The organism is Streptomyces fumanus, from assembly GCF_014655295.1.
In the GTDB taxonomy this organism is placed as follows: domain Bacteria; phylum Actinomycetota; class Actinomycetes; order Streptomycetales; family Streptomycetaceae; genus Streptomyces; species Streptomyces fumanus.
The window spans coordinates 354,520-375,971 of record NZ_BNBI01000002.1; the positions used below are offsets into that span (position 1 = coordinate 354,520).

Annotated in this window: 19 protein-coding genes; 7 read left to right on the top strand and 12 right to left on the bottom strand. The window is 73.6% G+C overall.

Translation table 11 applies throughout. The annotated features are described in order from the left end of the window. Positions 1–61: 61 nt before the first annotated feature. Entirely contained in the window at positions 62–865 is an 804-nt protein-coding gene (locus IE316_RS05820) for a carbon-nitrogen family hydrolase (protein ID WP_190203035.1), read from the bottom strand. Between the two features lie 229 nt (positions 866–1,094). Here IE316_RS05820 and IE316_RS05825 point away from each other — a divergent pair, with 229 nt between their 5' ends. Further along, positions 1,095–1,919: a maleylpyruvate isomerase family mycothiol-dependent enzyme gene (locus IE316_RS05825; RefSeq protein ID WP_190203036.1), complete on the top strand. Its 825-nt coding sequence runs from the start codon at positions 1,095–1,097 to the stop codon at positions 1,917–1,919. A gap of 128 nt (positions 1,920–2,047) precedes the next feature. On the opposite strand, the gene IE316_RS05830 is transcribed toward IE316_RS05825, so the two are convergent. Both IE316_RS05830 and IE316_RS05835 read right to left on the bottom strand, forming a co-directional pair. Next, complete coding sequence (locus tag IE316_RS05830; RefSeq protein ID WP_190203037.1) at positions 2,048–3,346, bottom strand: MFS transporter; 1,299 nt, start codon at positions 3,344–3,346, stop codon at positions 2,048–2,050. Continuing rightward, positions 3,343–3,993: a GntR family transcriptional regulator gene (locus IE316_RS05835; RefSeq protein WP_190203038.1), complete on the bottom strand. Its 651-nt coding sequence runs from the start codon at positions 3,991–3,993 to the stop codon at positions 3,343–3,345. Before IE316_RS05835 ends, IE316_RS05830 begins: the two co-directional genes overlap by 4 nt. Positions 3,994–4,181: 188 nt before the next feature. Between IE316_RS05835 and IE316_RS05840 the strand changes: the two genes are divergently transcribed. After that, on the top strand, positions 4,182–5,081 hold the full coding sequence (locus IE316_RS05840) for a D-alanyl-D-alanine carboxypeptidase family protein (RefSeq protein WP_373311095.1): 900 nt from the start codon (positions 4,182–4,184) through the stop codon (positions 5,079–5,081). A gap of 180 nt (positions 5,082–5,261) precedes the next feature. Here IE316_RS05840 and IE316_RS05845 read toward each other — a convergent pair whose 3' ends face one another. The 3 genes from IE316_RS05845 to pdhA are packed head-to-tail and all read right to left on the bottom strand — an operon-like array spanning position 5,262 to position 8,923. After that, on the bottom strand, positions 5,262–6,722 hold the full coding sequence (locus IE316_RS05845; protein ID WP_190203040.1) for a dihydrolipoamide acetyltransferase family protein: 1,461 nt from the start codon (positions 6,720–6,722) through the stop codon (positions 5,262–5,264). Between the two features lie 10 nt (positions 6,723–6,732). After that, positions 6,733–7,710 (bottom strand): alpha-ketoacid dehydrogenase subunit beta, encoded by a 978-nt coding sequence (locus IE316_RS05850; RefSeq protein ID WP_190203041.1) that lies wholly within the window; start codon positions 7,708–7,710, stop codon positions 6,733–6,735. Between the two features lies 1 nt (position 7,711). Further along, the gene (gene pdhA, locus IE316_RS05855) at positions 7,712–8,923 is read right to left on the bottom strand and encodes a pyruvate dehydrogenase (acetyl-transferring) E1 component subunit alpha (RefSeq protein ID WP_190203042.1); all 1,212 of its coding nucleotides are present in this window, start codon (positions 8,921–8,923) and stop codon (positions 7,712–7,714) included. Positions 8,924–9,247: 324 nt separating this feature from the next. Between pdhA and IE316_RS05860 the strand changes: the two genes are divergently transcribed. The 3 genes from IE316_RS05860 (at position 9,248) to IE316_RS05870 (ending at position 11,669) form a co-directional block, all read left to right on the top strand. Beyond that, positions 9,248–9,910 (top strand): response regulator, encoded by a 663-nt coding sequence (locus tag IE316_RS05860; RefSeq protein ID WP_190203043.1) that lies wholly within the window; start codon positions 9,248–9,250, stop codon positions 9,908–9,910. Positions 9,911–9,992: 82 nt separating this feature from the next. Continuing rightward, positions 9,993–10,394 carry a pyridoxamine 5'-phosphate oxidase family protein gene (locus IE316_RS05865; protein WP_190203044.1) on the top strand — a complete coding sequence of 134 codons (402 nt, stop codon included), beginning with the start codon at positions 9,993–9,995 and terminating at the stop codon, positions 10,392–10,394. 243 nt (positions 10,395–10,637) lie between these two features. Further along, positions 10,638–11,669: a phosphotransferase gene (locus tag IE316_RS05870; protein ID WP_190203045.1), complete on the top strand. Its 1,032-nt coding sequence runs from the start codon at positions 10,638–10,640 to the stop codon at positions 11,667–11,669. A gap of 130 nt (positions 11,670–11,799) precedes the next feature. Here the strand turns inward: IE316_RS05870 and IE316_RS05875 are convergent, their stop codons facing one another. Beyond that, positions 11,800–13,416 (bottom strand): protein kinase domain-containing protein, encoded by a 1,617-nt coding sequence (locus IE316_RS05875; protein WP_190203046.1) that lies wholly within the window; start codon positions 13,414–13,416, stop codon positions 11,800–11,802. Positions 13,417–13,777: 361 nt separating this feature from the next. On the opposite strand from IE316_RS05875, the gene IE316_RS05880 reads away from it, so the two are divergent. Continuing rightward, on the top strand, positions 13,778–15,400 hold the full coding sequence (locus IE316_RS05880; protein ID WP_190203047.1) for a protein kinase domain-containing protein: 1,623 nt from the start codon (positions 13,778–13,780) through the stop codon (positions 15,398–15,400). Between the two features lie 123 nt (positions 15,401–15,523). Here the strand turns inward: IE316_RS05880 and IE316_RS05885 are convergent, their stop codons facing one another. Continuing rightward, entirely contained in the window at positions 15,524–16,069 is a 546-nt protein-coding gene (locus IE316_RS05885; protein ID WP_190203048.1) for a bacterial proteasome activator family protein, read from the bottom strand. Positions 16,070–16,189: 120 nt separating this feature from the next. Between IE316_RS05885 and IE316_RS05890 the strand changes: the two genes are divergently transcribed. Beyond that, positions 16,190–16,834, top strand: coding sequence for a hypothetical protein (locus IE316_RS05890; RefSeq protein ID WP_229910212.1), 645 nt, complete (start codon positions 16,190–16,192; stop codon positions 16,832–16,834). A 23-nt stretch (positions 16,835–16,857) separates the two neighbouring features. Here the strand turns inward: IE316_RS05890 and IE316_RS05895 are convergent, their stop codons facing one another. The 4 genes from IE316_RS05895 to IE316_RS05910 form a co-directional block, all read right to left on the bottom strand. Continuing rightward, positions 16,858–17,838 carry an NAD(P)H-quinone oxidoreductase gene (locus IE316_RS05895; protein ID WP_190203049.1) on the bottom strand — a complete coding sequence of 327 codons (981 nt, stop codon included), beginning with the start codon at positions 17,836–17,838 and terminating at the stop codon, positions 16,858–16,860. Positions 17,839–17,908: 70 nt separating this feature from the next. Continuing rightward, a complete protein-coding gene (locus tag IE316_RS05900) occupies positions 17,909–19,006 on the bottom strand; it encodes a potassium channel family protein (protein WP_190203050.1) in 1,098 nt (365 codons plus the stop codon). Further along, entirely contained in the window at positions 19,003–20,349 is a 1,347-nt protein-coding gene (locus IE316_RS05905; RefSeq protein WP_190203051.1) for a molybdopterin molybdotransferase MoeA, read from the bottom strand. Before IE316_RS05905 ends, IE316_RS05900 begins: the two co-directional genes overlap by 4 nt. Further along, positions 20,346–21,332, bottom strand: coding sequence for an NTP transferase domain-containing protein (locus IE316_RS05910; protein WP_190203052.1), 987 nt, complete (start codon positions 21,330–21,332; stop codon positions 20,346–20,348). Before IE316_RS05910 ends, IE316_RS05905 begins: the two co-directional genes overlap by 4 nt. Positions 21,333–21,452: the final 120 nt, after the last annotated feature.

Sequence of the window (21,452 nt, forward strand, 5' to 3'; positions counted from 1 at the left end):
GGGGCCGCACGGCCTACGCCTTGCGGGGCCCGCGGAGGCCGTACGGACGCCCTACGGCCGCCTACGGCCGCGGGGTCCGCGGCGCCGGCAGGCCCAGGACCCGGTCCTTCAGGGCCGGGAAGCGGTCCCGGGTGGCCGCGACCGTCGCCGGGTCGAACTCGACCGTCAGGACCTCCTCGTCCGCGCCGGCCTCCGCGAGCACCTCGCCCCAGGGATCGACCACGATCGAGTGACCGGCCTGCGGAACTCCCGCGTGCGTCCCGGCCGTTCCACACGCGAGGACGAACGCCTGGTTCTCCACCGCCCGTGCCTGTGCCAGGAGCGTCCAGTGGGACCGGCGGCGCTCCGGCCAGCCCGCCGGGATCACGAGGGTCTCGGCGCCGGCGTCGACGAGACCGCGGAAGAGTTCGGGGAAACGGAGGTCGTAGCAGGTCGCCACACCGAGGGTGGTGCCGGGCAGCGGCACGGTCACCAGGTCGGTCCCGGCGCCCATCAGCACGGCCTCGCCCTGGTCGAAGCCGAACCGGTGGATCTTGCGGTAGGCGGCGGCCAGGTCGCCGGAGGGGGAGAGGACGAGGGAGGTGTTGAAGAGGGTGCCGTCCTCGGCGCGCTCGGGGATCGAGCCCGCGTGCAGCCACACGCCCGCGTCGCTCGCCGCCTTCGCCATGGCCTCGTACGTCGGCCCGTGCAGCGGCTCCGCCCCGGCGTCGAACGCCCCGAAGGCGAACGCGCCGGTGGTCCACAGCTCCGGCAGCACCACCAGGTCGGCGCCCGCCTGCGCGATCACCAGGGACGCCGCCCTGCGACGGCGTTCTTCGGCTGTTTCGTCCTCGTTCACGGCGATTTGGATCAAAGCGGCGCGCACACTACCACCGTCCTGGCATTCGAGTCGTCAACACGGGCCTACGATCGTCACACGAAAGCACTGCCGGGGTGCCGCACAGCAGCGTAACTTTGTGGGCCACCCCGTTTCGAGCGCAGCCGAGGGATGGGGGAGTTCGAGACGCCCGCCGAACCGCCGCCGATCGCAGCCACCTCCCACTGGCAACGCCGCCACAACCGCCCGTGTACCGACCGCCGAGGGGTCCCGTTCCGTGAGTCTGCATCCCACCCTCCAGCCCTACGCCGACGCCTGGACTCACTCCATCGAGGCGATATCCGAGCTGGTCCAGCCGCTTGTGGAGGCAGAGTGGAACCGCCGGACGCCGTGCCCGGGATGGTCGGTGCGGGACATCGTCTCGCACGTCATCGGCCTCGACTCGGAGATGCTCGGCGACCCCCGGCCCATCCACACCCTCCCGCGCGACCTGTTCCACGTCACCAACGACCACCAGCGCTACATGGAGATGCAGGTCGACGTCCGCCGCCACCACACGGCGCCCGAGATGACCGCCGAGCTGGAGTACATGATCATCCGGCGCAACCGGCAACTGCGCAACGACTCCCGTGACCCCGGCACCAAGGTCCGCGGCCCGCTCGGCACCGAGCTGACCCTGGAGGAGTCCATGCGCCGGCACGCCTTCGACGTGTGGGTGCACGAGCAGGACCTGCGCACCGCCCTCGGCCACCCCGGCAACCTGGACTCCCCCGGCGCCTACGTCGCCCGTGACGTGCTGCTCGCCGAGCTGCCGCGCATCGTCGCCGACAAGGCGGACGCGCCCCGCAGCTCGGCCATCGTCTTCGACGTGCACGGCCCGGTCGAGTTCCTGCGCACCATCCGCGTCGACATCCAGGGCCGCGGCACCCTGGAGACGGCCCCGGCGCTCGGCCCGGCCGCCACCCTCACCCTGGACTGGGAGACGTACGTCCGGCTGGCCTGCGGCCGGGTGACGCCGGAGGCGGTCTCCGACCGGGTCAAGGCGGAGGGCGACCCGGACCTGGCGGCGGCGATCCTGCGGCACTTCACGGTGACGCCCTAGCCGCGGGCGGGGCGGTGCCTCCCGTGCCTCCCGTGCCTCCCCCAGTGCCGTGAGAGCGGCCTGGGGGCGCGCCCGTGCCCGGCCGCGCCGGACCGCCCGGCCTCCGCGCCGACCCGGGGCCGGGCCGTCTACACCGGCACGTGCACCGTCTCCACCCGGCTCGCGACCAGCCGCTCGCGCTCCCGGCGGGCCGCCCGCCGCCGCAGCCTCAGGATCTGGCTGATCCCCACCGCCTGGAGCACGAACACGGAGGAGAACGCCACGGCGTAGTCGTCCCCGGTCGCGTCCAGCAGCACCCCGACCGCCAGCAGCGTGGTCATGGACGCCACGAACCCGCCCATGTTGGTGATCCCGGACGCCGTGCCCTGCCGCTCCGGCGGATTGGCCGGCCGCGAGAAGTCGAACCCGATCATCGACGCCGGCCCGCACGCCCCCAGCACCGCGCAGAGCACGATCAGCAGCCACATCGGCGCGTGCTCGCCGGGGTACGCCAGCGTCGCCGCCCACAGCAGCGCCGACGCCGCCACCGTCCCGAGCGCCAGCGGCAGCCGCGCCCCGTGGTGCCGGGCGACCACCTGGCCGTACACCAGGCCGACCAGCATGTTGGAGAGCACCACCAGGGTGAGCAGGTCACCGGCGGTGGCGCGGGACAGCCCCTGCGCCTCGACCAGGAACGGCAGGCCCCACAGCAGCAGGAAGACCATCGCCGGGAACTGGGTGGTGAAGTGCACCCACATCCCCAGCCGCGTCCCCGGCTCCCGCCAGGACGCGGCGATCTGCCGCCGTACGTAGGCCGCGCCCTGGTGCCGCGGCGCCGGCGGCGCGTGCCCCTCGGGGTGGTCCTTCAGGAAGAGCAGCAGCAGGACGAGGACGACCACCCCGGCGAGCGCGCTGCCCGCGAACGCCGCCGTCCAGCCGATGCCGTGCAGCAGCCGGGCGATGACCAGGGTGGAGACCAGGTTGCCGGCCATGCCGGCCAGCCCGGCCAACTGCGCGACCAGCGGCCCGCGCCGGGCCGGGAACCAGCGGGTGCCCAGCCGCAGCACGCTGATGAAGGTCATCGCGTCGCCGCAGCCCAGCAGCGCCCGGGAGAGGAGCGCCGTGCCGTACGAGGGGGAGAACGCGAAGCCGAGCTGGCCCAGGGTGAACAGCACCACGCCGATGCCCAGCACCTTCTTGGTGCCGAGCCGGTCGACGAGCAGGCCGACGGGTATCTGCATCCCCGCGTAGACCAGCAACTGCAGGATGGAGAAGGTCGACAGCGCGGAGGCGCCCACGTGGAAGCGGTCGGCGGCGTCCAGGCCGGCGACGCCGAGGGAGGTACGGAAGATGACGGCGACGAAGTAGACGGCGACGCCGATGCCCCAGACGGCGACGGCGCGCCGGCCGCCCGGGGGATCGCCGGGCAGGCCGACGGGGGCGCTCATCGGACCTCCCCCCGGGCCAGGTGCGAGAACCAGCCGACGTGCCGGCGGACGACGGCGACGGCGGCCTCCGCGTCCCCGGCGCGCAGCGCGTCGAGGATCTCCCCGTGCTCGGCGAGGGTCTTGGCGATCCGGTCGGGGTGGGAGTGCATCACGGCGACGCCCATGCGCAACTGCCGGTCGCGGAGCTGGTCGTAGAGCCGGGAGAGGATCTCGTTGCCGCCGCTGCGGACGATCTCGGCGTGGAAGCAGCGGTCGGTGACGGCGGCGGCCGCGAAGTCGCCGGCGGCGGCCTGCTCCCGCTGCCGGGCCAGCAGCCCCGTCAGCCGTTCGATCAGTCCGGGCGGGGCGGGTACGGCCTTGCGGGCGGCGTGCTCCTCGACCAGCAGCCGGGTCTCCACCACGTCCGCGATCTCCTGCGCGGAGACCGGCAGCACCAGGGCGCCCTTCTTCGGGTAGAGCCGGATCAGGCCCTCCACCTCCAGCCTCAGCAGCGCCTCGCGCACCGGTGTGCGGGAGACGCCCACGGCCTCGGCGAGTTCGCCCTCCGTGAGCAGGGTGCCGCCTTCGTAGCGGCGCTCCAGGACGCCTTGTTTGACGTGGGTGTAGACGCGGTCGGCGGCGGGTGGTTGCTTCACGGCCAGGCTCATGACCACAGGATAGATACAACAGGGACGCATGAGGTGCCCCGTCCACGATGCGGACCGCCACGTAAAGCTTCGTCCGCCTCAGTACAACCATCCGTCCCCTTGACGAGTCGCACTGACGCGGCCCCATGCTGTCCAGAGCTCAACTGGGCCGTACCGCAGGGGCATTCGACACAATCGGGGTAATGAACTTGAACATCGGCATTCAGGGCGTCCGCGTCCGCAGGGCCACCGCCGTCGCCATGACCACCGGTGCCGTGCTGGCGACCGGTGCCCTCTCGACGGCGCCCGCGCAGGCCGCCAGCGCGCCCAGCATCGTGGCCAAGGGCGGCTACGTGATGAACAACGCGAACGGCAAGTCGCTCTTCACCAAGGCGGCGGACACCCGGCGTTCCACCGGCTCCACCACCAAGATCATGACGGCGAAGGTGGTGCTCTCGCAGTCGAATCTGAACCTGAACAGCAAGGTGACGATCCAGAAGGCGTACAGCGACTACATCGTCTCCAAGAACGCCTCGTCCGCCCGGCTGATCGTGGGCGACAAGGTCACCGTCAAGCAGTTGCTGTACGCGCTGATGCTGCCGTCCGGCTGCGACGCCGCGTACGCGCTCGCCGACAAGTTCGGCAAGGGCTCGACGCGGTCGGCGCGGGTGAAGTCGTTCATCGGCAAGATGAACGCCGCCGCCAAGAGCCTGAAGCTGAAGAACACCCACTTCGACTCGTTCGACGGGATCGGCAACGGCAGCAACTACTCCACGCCGCGCGACCTGACGAAGATCGCCAGCAGCGCGATGAAGAACTCCACGTTCCGCTCGATCGTCAAGACCAAGAAGTACACGGCCAAGACGGTCACCAAGAGCGGCGGCACCCGCACCATGGCGCCCTGGACCAACACCAACACGCTGCTCGGCAGCTACAGCGGCACCATCGGCGTGAAGACGGGCTCCGGCCCGGAGGCCAAGTACTGCCTGGTCTTCGCCGCCACCCGGAACGGCAAGACGGTCATCGGCACCGTGCTCGCCTCCTCGTCGTCCACGCAGCGCAGCACGGACGCGAAGAAGCTGATGAACTACGGCTTCGGCAAGATCTGACGCACGGTACGACGCACGGCACGACGACGGTACGCGGCGCGACGCGACGCTCGGTTCGATACGCGGGTCGCAACGTGATCCGGTACGCGGTACCGCGCGCGGCACGGCGCGCGCGGTCCGGCGGCTCGCGCTCGTGCGCTGAGGCGGTCCACCCCGGCCGGGGTGGACCGCCTCCGTCGTTCACGCCCAGGTGATGAGCCGCTTGGGCTGCTCCAGGATCGCCGCGACATCGGCGAGCACCTTCGAGCCCAGCTCCCCGTCGACCAGCCGGTGGTCGAAGCTCAGCGCCAGGGTGGTGACCTGACGGGGCTTCACCTTGCCCTTGTGCACCCACGGCTGGGGCTTGATCGCGCCGACCGCGAGGATCGCGGACTCGCCGGGGTTGAGGATCGGCGTGCCGGTGTCGACGCCGAAGACGCCTACGTTGGTGATGGTCACCGTGCCGCCCTGCATCGCCGCCGGGGAGGTACGGCCCTCCCGCGCGGTGGACACCAGCTCGCCGAGCGCCTCGGCCAGCTCCGGCAGCGTCTTGGCGTGCGCGTCCTTGATGTTGGGCACCAGCAGGCCCCGGGGGGTGGCGGCGGCGATGCCCAGGTTGACGTAGTGCTTGACCACGATCTCCTGGGCGGCCTCGTCCCAGGAGGCGTTGATCTCCGGGTGCCGGCGGATCGCCACCAGCAGGGCCTTGGCGATCAGCAGCAGCGGGTTGACCCGCAGGCCCGCGAACTCCTTGTCCTGCCGCAGCTCCTCGACCAGCTTCATGGTGCGGGTCACGTCGACCGTCACGAACTCTGTGACGTGCGGCGCGGTGAACGCCGAGGAGACCATCGCCGCGGCCGTCGCCTTGCGGACGCCCTTGACCGGGATCCGGGTCTCCCGGGCGGTGTCGTACGACACCGGCGCGGGCGCGGACACCGGGCGGGCCGGGGCCCCGGCCGCCGGCTCGGCCGCGGGCCCGGTCACCGGCTCGGTCACCGGCTCCGCGGTCCGCTGCCGGGGCGCGGCGGCGGCGTGCACGTCCTCGCGGGTGACGATCCCGTCCGGGCCGGTCGGGGTGACCGTGGCCAGGTCGACGCCCAGGTCCTTGGCGAGCTTGCGCACCGGCGGCTTGGCCAGCGGGCGCTCCCGGGTGGCCGGGGCGGGCCCGTGCCCGTTCAGCTCGGACTGGACCGCGGCGGCGGCCTGCTGCGCGGCGGCGGCCTCGGGGGTCTTGCGGGGGCGGCGGCGGGTGGAGGAGGTCGCCACCCCGTAACCGACCAGCACCGGCTGGCGGCCCGCCGGCTTGGCCTCCTCGTCGGCCCCGGAACCGGATCCGGCCCCGTCCTGGGGCGCGGCCTCGGCGGGAGCCTCCGGTGCGGCGGGGGCCTCGGGGGCGGTGCCGCCCCCCACGTCCACCGTGATGATGGGCGTGCCCACGTCGACCGTGGTGCCCTCGGGGAAGCGCAGCTCGCGGACCACGCCGTCGTAGGGGATGGGCAGTTCGACGGCGGCCTTCGCCGTCTCGACCTCGCACACCACCTGGCCGTCGGCGACCCGGTCACCGACCTGCACGTACCACTTGAGGATCTCCGCCTCGGTGAGTCCCTCGCCCACGTCGGGCATCTTGAACTCGCGTACGGACCCTTCCGTCATCGTCGTCACGGCCCTCTCCTCAGTACGCCAGCGAGCGGTCGACGGCATCCAGCACCCGGTCCAGGTCGGGCAGGTACTCCTCCTCCAGGCGGGCCGGCGGGTACGGGGCGTGGTAGCCGCCGACCCGGAGCACCGGGGCCTCCAGGTGGTAGAAGCTGCGCTCGGTGATCCGCGCGGCGATCTCCGCGCCCGAGCCGAAGAAGACCGGCGCCTCGTGCACCACGACCAGGCGGCGGGTCTTCTCCACCGACGCCTGAAGGGTGTCGAAGTCGATCGGCGAGATCGACCGCAGGTCCACGATCTCCAGGGACCGGCCCTCCTCGGCGGCCGCGTCCGCGACCTCCCGGCAGAGCTTCACCATCGGGCCGTACGCGGCCAGGGTGAGGTCGGTGCCCTCGCGCACCACGCGCGCGGCGTGCAGCGGGCCGGGAATCGCCTCGGGGTCGACCTCGCCCTTGTCCCAGTACCGCCGCTTGGGCTCGAAGAAGATCACCGGGTCGTCGCTCTGGATGGCCTGCTGCATCATCCAGTACGCGTCGGAGGCGTCCGAGGGGCTGACCACCTTCAGGCCGGCCACGTGCGCGAACAAAGCCTCGGGGGACTCGGAGTGGTGCTCCACCGCGCCGATGCCGCCGCCGTAGGGGATGCGCACGACGACGGGCATCTTGACCTTGCCGAGCGCGCGGGCGTGCATCTTCGCCAACTGCGTGACGATCTGGTCGTAGGCCGGGAAGACGAAGCCGTCGAACTGGATCTCCACCACCGGGCGGTAGCCGCGCAGGGCGAGGCCGATCGCCGTGCCGACGATGCCGGACTCGGCGAGCGGGGTGTCGATGACGCGGTTCTCCCCGAAGTCCTTCTGGAGGCCGTCGGTGACGCGGAAGACGCCGCCGAGCTTGCCGACGTCCTCGCCCATGACCAGGACCTTGGGGTCGGTCTCCAGGGCGTGCCGCAGCGACTCGTTGATCGCCTTGGCCAGAGCCATCTTCTCCGCCATCTCACTGACCCCCTTCAGCGTCCGCGAACGACGCCTGGTAGGCGGCGAACCGGGCCCGCTCCTCGTCGACGAGCGCGTGCCCGTCCGCGTACGCGTGCTCGAAGAGAGCGAACCGGTCGGGGTCCGGCATGGCCCGGACCGCTTCGCGCACTCGTCTGCCCAACGCCTCGCTCTCGGCCTCCAGTTCCCCGAAGAATCCCTCGTCCGCGTGGTTTGCGGCCTCCAGGTGGCGGCGCAGCCGCAGGATCGGGTCCTTCGCCTCCCAGGCGATCCGCTCGTCGTCGTGGCGGTAGCGGGAGGGGTCGTCGGAGGTGGTGTGGGCGCCCATGCGGTAGGTGAACGCCTCGATCAGCGCGGGGCCCTCGCCGCGGCGGGCCCGGTCCAGGGCCCAGCGGGTGACGGCGAGGGAGGCCAGCACGTCGTTGCCGTCGACCCGGACGCCGGGGAAGCCGAAGCCCTGGGCGCGCTGGTAGAGCGGCACCCGGGTCTGCTTCTCGTTGGACTCCGAGATCGCCCACTGGTTGTTCTGGCAGAAGAACACCACGGGCGCGTTGTAGACCGCGGCGAAGTTGAACGCCTCGTTGACGTCGCCCTGGCTGGAGGCGCCGTCGCCGAAGTAGGCGATCACGGCCGAGTCGGCGCCGTCCATGGTGATGCCCATGGCGTAGCCGGTGGCGTGCAGGGCCTGCGAGCCGATGACGATCGTGTAGAGATGGAAGTTGTTGCCGTTCGGGTCCCAGCCACCGTTGTTGACGCCGCGGAACATGCCGAGCAGGTTGGTCGGGTCGACCCCGCGGCACCAGGCGACGCCGTGCTCGCGGTAGGTGGGGAAGACGTAGTCGTCCTCGCGGGTGGCCCGGCCGGAGCCGATCTGGGCGGCCTCCTGGCCGAGCAGCGAGGCCCACAGGCCCAGCTCGCCCTGGCGCTGGAGCGACGTGGCCTCGGCGTCGAAGCGCCGGGTGAGCACCATGTCGCGGTACAGGCCGCGCAGGTCCTCGGGGGTGATGCCGGCGACGTACGGGTCGTACTCGGGGTTTGCGACGCGCTCGCCCTCGGGCGTCAGCAACTGCACGAGCTGCGGGTCGGTGCTCTTCTTGGCGGCGCGGGTGGTGCGTTTGGTGCCGGTGGTGCCGGTCGCCTTGGTACCGGTGCCCCCGGTTTTGCCTCCGGCGCTGCGTCGCGGCTTGTGCGCGGCAGTGCTCTCCACGGTCACGTGTGCTCCTCCGTCGGTCCGGCCCCCGGGTTCGCCGGGAGCCAGTGCGGCTCACCTGCTGCCCGCCGGGGTGCACGGGGTGGGTGCGTCCCGACCGGGAGACAGGCGTGACAGGCGCCCCGGCGAGCGTCCTGCAAAAAGCACGTTACCCAGTGCTCCACATTTCTGTGAAACCCCTCCTGACCTGCGTTTTTACTTGGGTTTCCAAGTAAATCGCGAAAGTCGGGAACAGTTACTGGTCACAGCCTCGCAGGGGGCCGGAACAACGGCACGTTATCCCGCCCGGGCCGGGCGCGGGAAGAGTCGGTATGTGAGACTGGCTCCGTGCGCGATGACGGAAATATCAGGGTTTTTCTTCTCGATGACCATGAGGTGGTCCGTCGGGGTGTGCACGATCTGCTGGCCGGTGAGGACGGCATCGAGGTGGTCGGCGAGGCCGGTACGGCGGCCGACGCGCTGGCCCGGGTCCCGGCCGCCCGCCCGGACGTGGCGGTGCTGGACGTGCGGCTGCCGGACGGCAGCGGGGTCGAGGTCTGCCGGGAGATCCGCTCCCGGGACGAGTCGGTGCGCTGTCTGATGCTGACCTCCTACGCCGACGACGAGGCCCTCTTCGACGCGATCATGGCCGGTGCCTCGGGGTACGTCCTGAAGGACATCCGGGGCGGCGAGCTGCTGGCCGCCGTGCGGGACGTGGCCGCGGGCCGGTCGCTGCTGGACCCGGTGGCCACCGCGCGGGTGCTGCAGAGGCTGCGCGACGGCGCCGCCGGCCCCGGCCCGGACGAGCGGCTCGCGCGCCTGACCGAGCAGGAGCGCCGCATCCTGGACCTGATCGGCGAGGGACTGACCAACCGCGCGATCGGCGAGCGGCTCCACCTCGCCGAAAAGACGATCAAGAATTACGTGTCGAGTCTGCTGTCCAAACTCGGTATGCAGCGCCGTTCCCAGGCCGCCGCCTATGTGGCGCGGTTGCAGGCCCGGGACGGCTGACGCGCCCCTTCGGGACTTACGTCCCCGGCGGCCGGGGCGGGCGGCCCTGTTCCGGTCCCCCTCCCTCCCGCACAGTGAGGGCATGTCCTGCGACCCCCAGCTCGCCGTCGGCCTGCTCGGCCGCGCCCCGCACGGCCGGGCAGCCACCACGCTGCGGGCCCTGCCCCTCCTCGCGCCCGCGCGGCACATCGTGGCGGACGGCCGGGTGCTGCTGCGGATGCCCAGGAGCTGGGGCCACCACCTGGCGTGCGCGGGCGGCGTCGTCGCGTACGGCGCCGACAACCTCGCCGCCGCCGGGCCCGGCGAACGCCGGTGGAGCGCGCAGGTCGTCGGCCACTGCACGGCGTACGAGCCGACCGCCGCCGAGCTGGAACGGTTCGGCCCGGTCCCGCGGCCGGTGGACGGCGTCCCGTACGAGCCGGTCTACCTGTGCGTCGAGCCGCGGTTCGGGACCGTGCACCTCGCCGACGGCGACCCGCTCTGACGCCCCGAGAATCTTCTGGCGACCTCCGGCGACTCCACGGTGATCTCTCGACGACGCCACGGTGATCCCCCGGCCACCCCACGGTGATCCCCCGTCGACCCAACGGTGATCCTCCGGCGATCCCCCTGCGTTCCCCTGCTGACCGGAAGCGACCAAGGGCGACTGTCTGTGACAAAGCCCAGCTCACGGCCGCTTGCCGTGCCTACCATCTGCGGCGTGCCGCCCTTACGTGTACCACCCCCCGTGCCCCACGCGCCCCCGCTGAACGTCCTGCTGAGCCGCTACCGCGCCGGTTCCGCGCTCTCCTGCGAACCCGTCGACCAGGGGCTGCTCAACCGGGGCTACCGCCTGCGCACCACGCACGGCCGCTACTTCCTCAAGCACCACTTCGACCCCGAGACCGCCGACCCGGCGGCCATCGCCCGCCAGCACCGGGCCACCCGGCGGCTGGCCGGACTCGGCGTCCCCGTCGCCCCGCCGCTGCCGGACCGCTATGGGCGCACCGTCGCCGTGATCGGCGGCCACAGCTACGCCCTGCACCCCTGGATCGACGGCCGGCACCGCCACGGCGGCCAGCTCACCGTGCGCCAGTGCGCCCGCCTGGGCGCCCTGCTGGGGCTCGTGCACGCCGGTCTGGAGCAGGTGATGCCGGCACACCGGCGGAACCGGCCCGCACGCGCGGTGGACGCCCCGGACGCCGACCCGGCCGGCAGCGCCGACCCCGCCGCCACCCGCGCCCTCATCGACGACCTGCTCGCCCGGGTGCACCGGCACCGGCCCGCCGACTCCTTCGACGAACTCGCCCGCCACCGGCTCCTGGAGCGCCGCGCGCTGCTGGAACGCCACGCCGACCGGCGTCCCCCGCGCGGTGGCGCGGTCGGCTGGGTGCACGGGGACTTCCACCCGTTCAACCTGCTCTACAAGGACGACGCCCCGGCGGCCATCGTGGACTGGGACAAGCTGGGCGTGCGCCCCCGCGCGGAGGAGGCGGTACGCGCCGCCGCGATCTTCTTCGTCCGGCCCGACGGCGCCCTGGACCTGCCGCGGGTACGCGCCTACGCGCGCGCGTACCGGCGGGCCGCCGGGGCGACGGCGGCGCAGCTCGCGGCGGCCGTGCACCGGGTGTGGTGGGAGCGGCTCAACGACTTCTGGATGCTGCGCTGGCACTACGAGCGCGGTGACCGCCGCGCGGACCCGCAGTTCCCGGCGGCGTCCGCGCTGGCCGTGTGGTGGACCCGCGCGTACGAGGCGGTGGGCGGGGCGTTCACGGACTGAACCCCCGCGGCGGACGCAGGCGCGGGACGGTCACGCCCCCCGGGACGGCCGCGTCCGCTCAGCCGCCCAGGCCGGCGGAACGGGGCCGCGTCCGCTCAGCCGCCGAGACCGACGGGACGGCCGGGTCCGCTCAGCCGCCGAGGCCGGCGCTGTCGCCGCCGACGACGGTGCCGCCGTCCTCCTCGCCACCGCTGCCGCTGTCACCGCCGGTCGCCGGGGGCGTGGTCTGGCCGCCGCCACCGGAGGTCTCCTCGCCCGTCGGCTCGTTGGACGGCGGCTCCACCGGCGTCTCCTCGCCGGTCGGGTCCGGGGACGCCTCCTGCGTGGTCTCCTGGGTCTGCCGGTACGACGGGGTGTACTCCGGCGTCCAGTCGCCGCCCGAGCCGCCGTCGCCGCTGCCCTGCTCGGTCTCCGGGTCGGTGGCCTCGTCCGTCTCCTTGTCGGAGGACGAGGCACTCGGCTCGTCGTCCTTGGTGCTGTGCGTCGCGGACGGCGACTTGGTGGTCTTGGTGTCGCCCCCGTCACCGCCGCCGCCGTTGTTCAGCGCCAGCGCGACGCCCGCCGCGACGGCGATCACCGCCAGCACCGCGAGGATCCACAGCTTGCCCCGGCCGCTGCCCCGGTTGCCGTGGCCCTCGAAGCCGCCGTCGTCACCGCCGCCGTACCCGGCGGGCAGCACCTGCTGGGGGATCTGCGTGGTGCCCGCGCCCTGGTCGGGGTGGGGCAGCACGGCGGTGCCCGCCAGCCCGGCCGCCGGGGTGTGCCGGCCATCGTGCGTGTCCACCGGGCCGGTGTTCCAGGTGCCGGTGTGGCCGCCCTGCTCGTACAGCATCTGGAGGGCGTACTGGACCAGGCCGCGCATCTCCTCGGCGGTCTGGAAGCGGTCGTCGGGCTCCTTGGCGAGCGAGCGCATGACCAGGCCGTCCAGCTCCGGCGGGACCGCGTCGGAGACCTCGGACGGGGGCGTGGGGATGTCCTGGACGTGCTGGTAGACCACCGACAGCGGGGTCTCGCCGGTGAACGGCGGGCGCAGCGCGAGGAGTTCGTAGAGCAGGCAGCCGGTGGCGTACAGGTCGGAGCGGTGGTCGACGGCCTTGCCGAGGGCCTGCTCCGGGGAGAGGTACTGCGGGGTGCCCATGACCATGCCGGTCTGCGTCATCGTGGTGGACGCGCCGTGCAGGGCGCGGGCGATGCCGAAGTCCATCACCTTCACCGCGCCGCTGTTGGTGATGATGACGTTGGCCGGCTTGATGTCGCGGTGCACGATGCCGTGCTGGTGGGAGTAGGCCAGCGCTTCCAGGACACCCGAGACGATGATCAGCGCCTGCTCGGGGCCGGGCGCCTCGGCGTTCAGCAGGAGGTCGCGGATGGTCCGGCCCTCGACGATCTCCATCACGATGTACGGCACGGACTGGCCGCCGACGACGTCCTCGCCGGAGTCGTACACGGCGACGATCGCGTGGTGGTTCAGGCCCGCCACGGACTGCGCCTCGCGCGTGAAGCGCGCCTTGGAGACCGGGTCCTCGGCGAGGTCCGCGCGCAGCAGTTTGACCGCCACGGTGCGCCCGAGGCGGACGTCCTCGGCGGCGAACACCTCGGCCATGCCGCCCCGCCCGAGTCTGCGGGTCAGCCGGTACCGGCCGTCGCCGACCAGCCCACCGTTCCCCCAGGTGTCCGGCGCGTCCGACATACCGCCGCCAGTCGCCTCGGGGTCGGACGGGCCCTGAGCGCGCTGCTGCTGTGCCATCAGTCCTCGCCGTCGTTTCTGCCCGCGGTGCGCGCGGTGTTGTTACGGTCTCCGTCGGCCACGCTACAGCCTCCGCGCAAGCCTCCGGTCCGAGATGGGCGCCGGGACCGGCACGAGACGGACCGGTCATGAAACCCTGGTTCCGCACTGTCGTGCAAATTCTGTGTACCGGCCGTACGCCCGCGGTAACGCTTCCGCGACGCTTCTTTCGCGTACGGTCACGGAACGGGCACCGCGCTTGACGTGTCAGTGCCCTGGGGCAGACTTGGCCGGGAATAGCAGGTTGGATCAAGACATTCGACCGGCGCCCGGCCAGGCACGGGGGCCGGCTCCGGTGAAGCCGGGCGGGGGAGCGGACATCATGGGCCAGGACGGCGCGCGCAACCGGTACGCGGGACGAGCGCTGGCCGGCGGCCGCTATCAGCTCCGCGACCTGCTCGGCGAGGGCGGCATGGCCTCGGTGCACCTGGCCCACGACACCGTGCTCGACCGCCAGGTCGCCGTCAAGACCCTGCACACCGAGCTGGGTCGCGAGCAGGCGTTCCGCGAGCGGTTCCGGCGCGAGGCGCAGGCGGTCGCGCGGCTGACCCACACCAACATCGTCTCGGTCTTCGACACCGGCGAGGACGAGGTCGACTCCACGACGACGCCGTACATCGTCATGGAGTACATCGACGGCCGCCCGCTCGGCTCGGTCCTCGACGAGGACGTGCGGCAGTACGGCGCGATGCCCGCCGACAAGGCGCTGCGGATCACCGCGGACGTCCTCGCCGCGCTGGAGATCAGCCATGAGATGGGCCTGGTCCACCGGGACATCAAGCCGGGCAACGTGATGATGACCAAGCGCGGTGTGATCAAGGTCATGGACTTCGGCATCGCGCGCGCGATGCAGTCCGGGGTCACCTCGATGACGCAGACCGGCATGGTCGTCGGCACCCCCCAGTACCTCTCGCCCGAGCAGGCGCTGGGCCGGGGCGTGGACGCCCGCTCCGACCTGTACTCGGTCGGGATCATGCTCTTCCAGTTGGTCACCGGGCGGCTGCCCTTCGACGCCGACTCGCCGCTGGCCATCGCGTACGCGCATGTGCAGGAGGAGCCGCCGGTGCCGTCCTCGATCAACCGGTCGCTGCCGCCGGCCGTGGACGCGCTGCTCGCCCGCGCCCTGAAGAAGAATCCGAACGAGCGTTTCCCGAGCGCGGTCGCCATGCGCGACGAGTGCCTGCGGGTCGCCCGGTCGCTCCAGCCCGCCGCGCCGAACATCGTGCCGGACGCGCCCACGCCCAGCGGCGCGGGCGTCGGCTCCGCCGTCTTCCCGCCGGTCGACCAGGCCGGCCCGCCCGCCCAGGGCGGCGTCCGGACGCCGTACTCCCCGAATCCGTACGGCACCCCGGCACCGGCCGCGCCCGCCCCGGCGTACGGCTATCCGCAGCAGGGCGGCTACCCGGCCCCGAGCCCGGCGCCGGGGTACGCGACGCCGGCCGCCCCGCCGCCGTACGACCTCGCGCCGCCCGCGCGGACGTCCGGTCCGTCCGGCGGGGGCCGGGGCGGCAGGCCCGTCGTCATCGGCTCGGTCGCGGTCGCCCTGCTGGCCGTGGGCGGCCTGGTCACCGCGCTGATGATGAACGGCGGCGACAAGGACCCCGAGGGCGGCGGCACGGCCGGTGCCTCCGCGTCGCCCTCCCGGGTGGCGGGCTACCGCGGCCCGGACACCACCAGGGTGATCGAGAAGGAGGAGTGCACGGAGCCGGAGGAGTCGTCCAACGACCCCGACAAGATCCGGGTCCCGGACTTCGGCTTCAAGTACATCGGCTCGGTCAAGGCGTGCTTCCAGTCGGCCGGCTGGACGATGAAGATCGTCGACGTCGACGAGAACACCTACGGCGAGGGCACGGTCATGGACCAGTTCCCGGCCGCCGGCACCGATGTCGATCCCAAGGACATGCCGGAGATCCAGCTCAAGGTGTCCACCGGCAACCCTGCCTGACCGCCCGCGGCGGACATCGGGGCCCGGCGGCCTGAGCCGCCGGGCCCTCGGGTGCGGTGGGACGCCCGCCGGGCCGGTCCCCGGCGGGAGGCGCCGGGCGGGGTCCCCTTGGGGGACGGGCCGCTAGAGGTACGGGCCGCCCGAGCGGCCGCCCAGGTGCTGGCCCTCGTCGCCGTCCCCGGTCATGCCGGTCGGCAGGGCGCGGCGCATCTGCTCCAACTGGGCGCGGGCGGCCATCTGCTGGGCGAACAGCGTGGTCTGGATGCCGTGGAAGAGGCCCTCCAGCCAGCCCACCAACTGGGCCTGCGCGATCCGCAGCTCCGCGTCGCTCGGCGTCGCCTCCTCCGTGAACGGCAGGGAGAGCCGCTCCAGCTCCGCGACCAGCTCCGGCGCGAGACCGTCCTCCAGCTCCTTCACCGAGCTGGCGTGGATCTCCTTCAGCCGGGCCCGGCTCGCGTCGTCCAGGGGAGCGGCGCGCACCTCCTCCAGAAGCTGCTTGATCATGCTGCCGATCCGCATGACCTTCGCCGGCTGCTCGACCTGCTCCGTCACCGGGGTCTCGCGGGAGTCCTCGTCTCCGTCACCGCCGCCGCTCAGGGCCATACCGTCCTGGCCGACGACCAGGATCTGGGGGTTCTCCGACGACCTGTCGTTCCTCGGCATCTCCATACCGCCCATTGTCTCGTACGGGTGCGCAAGCCCTGGGGGGCGCCCCCGGGACGAGCCCGGCCGGCCGCGTACGGCGGCGCCCGGAATGCCGGAACGGTCCGGGGGCGTAAGGCTTGTTCCGTGACTCGATGGCTACGCACGCTGCGCGCGACCGGACCCGTGGGTGTCCTGGGGGCGGTCGCGCTGCTGTCGCCGTCCGCGTACGGCGCCTCCGCGCCGCCGCCGGTGGCGGCCTCGTCCGCCGCTCCGGCCCCGAGGCCGCCGGCCCCGTCCGCCGCTCCGGCCGCCTCGCGCGCCCCGTCGCCCGCCGCGTCCGCCTCGGCAGCCGGGCCCCGGGCGGCTCCCGCGCCCCCGTCGGTGGCCGCCGGTGAGCCGTCCCGGGCGGGGAGCCGGGCCGGGGAGGGGCGGCAGCGGCCCGGACGGCGGGAGACACCGGCGGCGGAGGCCGGACGCCCGGACGAGCGGGGCCGTGCGGACGTACCGCCGAAGGACGTACCGGCCAGGGACGTACGTGCCTCCGCGGAGGCCGGGCGGGATCCGGCCGGGGCCGGGCGGCCCTCGGCGGGGGCCGGGCGGCTCGGGTCGGTGCCGCCCGCGCCGCCGGTGGAGCCCGGAGCGCGGACCGTGCCCCGGGCGGGGACCGGGACCGGGACCGCGGCCGAGCCGGTGCTGCGGGTGCTGCCGCTCGGCACCGGGCTGGTGCTCATGGGCCTCGGGCTCGCCCTCGCCTTCGTCGGGCTCCGGCTCCGCCGCGGCCGGGCGTGACCGCGGCGGACCCGGTCCCCGTCCTACGCGGTGACCAGCAGGACCTTGCCGATGTGCCCGCTCTCCTCCACCACCCGGTGGGCGGCGGCCGCCTCGCGCATCGGCATCTCCCGGTCGACGACCGGCCGGAGGTGGCCGTCCGCGAACAGCGGCCAGACGTGCTCCCGTACGGCCGCCACGATGGCCGCCTTCTCCTGCGCCGGGCGGGCCCGCAGCGAGGTGGCGCTGACCGCGCCCCGCTTGGCCAGCAGGGCGCCGATGTTCAGCTCGCCCTTGGTGCCGCCCTGCATCCCGATGATCGCCAGCCGGCCGTTGACGGCCAGCGCCTGGACGTTGCGGTCCAGGTACTTGGCGCCCATGTTGTCGAGGATCACGTCGGCGCCCGCGCCGCCGGTCGCCTCCTTGATCTCGGCGACGAAGTCCTGCTCCCGGTAGTTGATCAGGATGTCGGCGCCCAGTTCGGCGCAGCGCTCCAGCTTCTCCTTGGTGCCCGCGGTCACCGCGACCCTCGCGCCCAGCGCCTTGGCCAACTGGATCGCCATGGTGCCGATGCCGCTGGAACCGCCGTGCACCAGCAGGGTCTCGCCGGGACGGAGGTGGGCGACCATGAACACGTTCGACCAGACCGTGCAGACCACCTCGGGCAGCGCCGCCGCCTCCTTGACGCCGATGCCCCCGGGCAGCGGCAGGAGCTGACCGGCCGGGACGGCGACCTTCTCGGCGTACCCGCCGCCGCCGAGCAGCGCGCACACCTCGTCGCCGACGTTCCAGTCGGAGACGCCGGGGCCGAGCGCGGCGATCCGGCCCGCGCACTCCAGGCCGGGGTAGGCGGGGGCGCCGGGCGGCGGGTCGTAGTAGCCCTGGCGCTGCATGATGTCGGCCCGGTTGACGGCACTGGCCGTCACCTCGACCAGGACCTCGCCCTCGCCGGGCACCGGATCGGGGACCTCGGCCCAGACCAGTGCCTCGGGGCCTCCGGGTTCGGGAATCGTGATCGCATGCATGAGGGGGACGCTACTCCCCCCGCCGGCCCGGAGCCCGCGGACGCCACCGCGGCCCCGCGAGGCCAGGGGTTCAGTCCATCGGCAGCGGGCGGGCGTCGGGCGCCACCTGGGTGCCCGGCGTCGCCCGCACGATGGTGATCAGCCGGTCCGTCAGCTCCAGCCTCCCGACGGCCGGGTCGTCGTACCCGAGCACCCGGTGTCCGCGCAGGACGCTCACCACCAGGTCGTCGACCTCGCGCGGGGTCTTGCCCACCTCGGCCTTTATGACCGGCCGTTCCACGATGTCGAGCCCGCTGCCCTGGCTGATCAGGTCCTCCATCACCATGCCGGCGGCCGGGCTGAGCACGGAGAGGCCGAGCAGCCGGCCCGCGGCGCTGGCGCTGGTGATCACGGCGTCGGCGCCGGACTGCTTGAGCAGCGGCGCGTTCTCCTCCTCGCGGACCGCCGCCACGATCTTGGCGCCCCGGTTGAGCTGCCGGGCCGTCAGCGTCACCAGCACCGCCGTGTCGTCGCGCTGGGTGGCGATGATGATCTGCCGGGCCTTGTGCACCTCGGCCCGCTTCAGCACCTCGCTGCGTGTGGCGTCGCCGACCACACCCGCGAAGCCGTCGGCCGTCGCCGCGTCGATCACCTTGCCGCTCGGGTCGACCACGACGACCTGGTCCTTCTTCAGCCCTGTCGCGCAGACGGTCTTCAGCGCCGACCTTCCCTTCGTGCCGAAGCCGACGACGACGGTGTGATCGCGCAAGGTGGACCTCCAGCGGGTCAGCCGCCATTCCTCCCGGGTGCGCTCGGTGAGCGCCTCCAGGGTGGTGCCGACCAGGATGATCAGGAACAGCACGCGCAGCGGTGTGATGACGAAGATGTTGGTCAGCCGGGCGGCGTCACCGACGGGCGTGATGTCGCCGTATCCGGTGGTGGAGAGGGTGACGGTCGCGTAGTAGAACGCGTCGAGGAGATCGACGGAACCGTCGGAGTTGTCGTTGTAGCCGTCGTGGTCGGCATAGACGATCAGCGCGGTCGCCACGAGGACGAACAGCGCCATGGAGAGCCGCTTGCCGACCTGGCGGATCGGGTGCTCCACCATTTTCCTGGGGAGTTTCACCTTGTGGGTCACGAGGTGCTCGTCCGCTTGGCGGGCGATCGCGTCCTGGCCCGGAAGTTTCACGTGAAACACCCTCCGATTGCGCCGGTGGCCCAGGGCAGGGCGAGCAGTTCGGCCTCCTGGCCCGCCCGTGCCCCGCCCGGGGGGACCACGGCCAGGGCATCGGCCGCCGCGATGCCGCGCAGCATGGCCGGTCCGTTGTACCGCAGCGGTACGGGCCCGCCGCCGCGCAGCACCACGGGGACCAGCCGGGTGTCGTGCGGGTGCCCCTGCACCGCCTCCCGCAGCGGTCTGCCGGACGGCTCCGGGGCCGGCCGGGCGGCGAGGCCGCGCAGCAGCGGTTCGGCGAGCGTGAGCAGGGCGGAGACGGCGGCGAGGGGGTTGCCGGGCAGGCCGACGAGGTGCTGGCCGTCCTGGATGCGGGCCAGCAGCATCGGGTGGCCGGGGCGCACCTGGACGCCGTCCACGAGGAGTTCGGCGCCGATGCGGCCCAAGGTGGGGTGGACGTGGTCGACGGGGCCCGCGGCGGTGCCGCCGGTGGTGAGGAGCACGTCGGCGCCGGAGTCCGTGACCGCCCGGTGCAGGGCCTCGGCGTCGTCGCCGAGGCGGCGGACGGCGATGACCTCGGCGCCGAGCGCCCGGAGCCAGGAGGGCAGCATCGGGCCGAGCGCGTCCCGGATGAGGCCGCCGTGGGGCAGCCCCTCGGTCAGCAGCTCGTCGCCCAGCACGAGGATCTCGGCGCGCGGGCGGGGAGCGACGGTGAGCGTGTCGTACCCGGCCGCCGCCGCGAGCCCCAGCACGGCCGGGGTCACCGCCGTCCCGGCCGGCAGGAGCTGGTCGCCGCTGCGGCACTCCTGGCCCCGGGGGCGGATGTCCTGCCCGGGGACGACGTCCCGCAGGGCGTGCAGGCGGCCCGCCTCCGTGCGCCCGTGTTCCGTGCGGAGCACGGCCGTGGTGTCGGCGGGGACCCGGGCGCCGGTCGCGATACGGGCGGCCTCGCCGTCGGTGAGGGGCGCGGGCGTGGCGTGTCCGGCCAGCACGCCCTTGTCGCGCACGGCCCAGGGGCCGGGTCCGGCGACCACCCAGCCGTCCATCGCCGAGGTGTCGAAGGAGGGCAGGTCGGTGAGGGCGGTGAGCGGGGCGGCCAGGGTCAGCCCGAGCGCGGCCTGAAGCGGCACGGAGACGGGGGCGCGGCGGGTGCCGCCCCTGGCGGCCCGGGCGGCGATGGCGCGGGCCTCACGCCAGGGGGTGGCGCGGCGCCGGTCCGGCCGGCCGCCGGTGGGTGCCGGGGACGCCGGGGCGCCGGGGACCGAGGGGGGAACGGGCGCGTCCTGCACGAGGGCGAGCGCCTCCTCGACGTAGAGGTCGTCGGCGTCCGTGCCGGTCCCGGCGGCGCGGGGGGTCATCCGGCGTCCGGGCGGGTGTCGGGCGTGGCGTCGGGGGCCACGTCCGCCCGTCCCCCGGCGGAACCGTCCGCGTCGGCGCCCTCGGCCTCCTCCGCCCAGCGCCGGGCGAGCGCCGCGGCCTTGCGGGCGGCCTCGGCGACCGCCTGGGGACCGCCCTGGGCCCGGCCGGCGGCGTAACCGACGAGGAAGGTGGTCAGCGGGGCCGCGGGCCGGGCCACGCCGTGCGCGGCGTCACGGGCGAGGTCGAGCAGGACCTTGGTGTCGACGTCGAGTTCGATGCCGAGTTCGTCCTTGGCGGCGGAGATCCATTCGTTCAACACGTGCTCATGCTCCCTGATCCGTGCCCTGGCGGTGGCGACGTCGTCCCAGGTGTCGCAGTCGAAGGACGAGACGGCGTCGGGTACCCGGACGAGCGAGAGACCGGCGGTCAGCTCGCGCAGCGGCAGCCCGGTGAGCCCGGCCTCCCCGCCGGACAGCGCGGCGAGCCCGCGGCGCACGGCGGCCGCCCGGTAGGCGGCCACCAGCGGCTGGTCGCGGCCGTCGGCGTCGGTGAGGACCACGCCGTCGGCGGGGCTCGCCGCGAGGGACGACAGCAGGCGGCCGACGGTCCGCGCGCGCAGGAACGGCAGGTCGGCCGAGAGGGCGACGACGTACTCCGCCGTCGTGTGCCGCAGCCCGGCGGCGAACGCGGCGAGCGGTCCGGCGCCCGGCGGTTCCTCGCGGGCCCAGACGACGGGCCGTGCGGTCGGCCGGGGATCGGCGACGACGACGGTGACCGAGGCGCCGGCGCAGGCGGTCAGCACCCGGTCCAGCAGTGCCCGACCGCCCACGCGGACGCCGGGCTTGTCGGCCCCGCCGAGCCGCCGGGCGGCCCCGCCGGCCAGCACGACGGCGTCGTACGCGACGGGCGGCGGCCCCGGGTCGGGGCCGGCGCCGGGAGTGCCTGAGGTGCCGGGGAGGCCGGGGGGCTCGTAGGCGGTCACCCCCCGAGTATGCGTGTCCGGGCGATCACAGGGAACGCGGGGGACGCGATCAGGACATGCGGGTCAGAGGGCGCACGTCCCGGCTGTGCCGGGTGACGGCGTACGGGTCACGGCGTACGG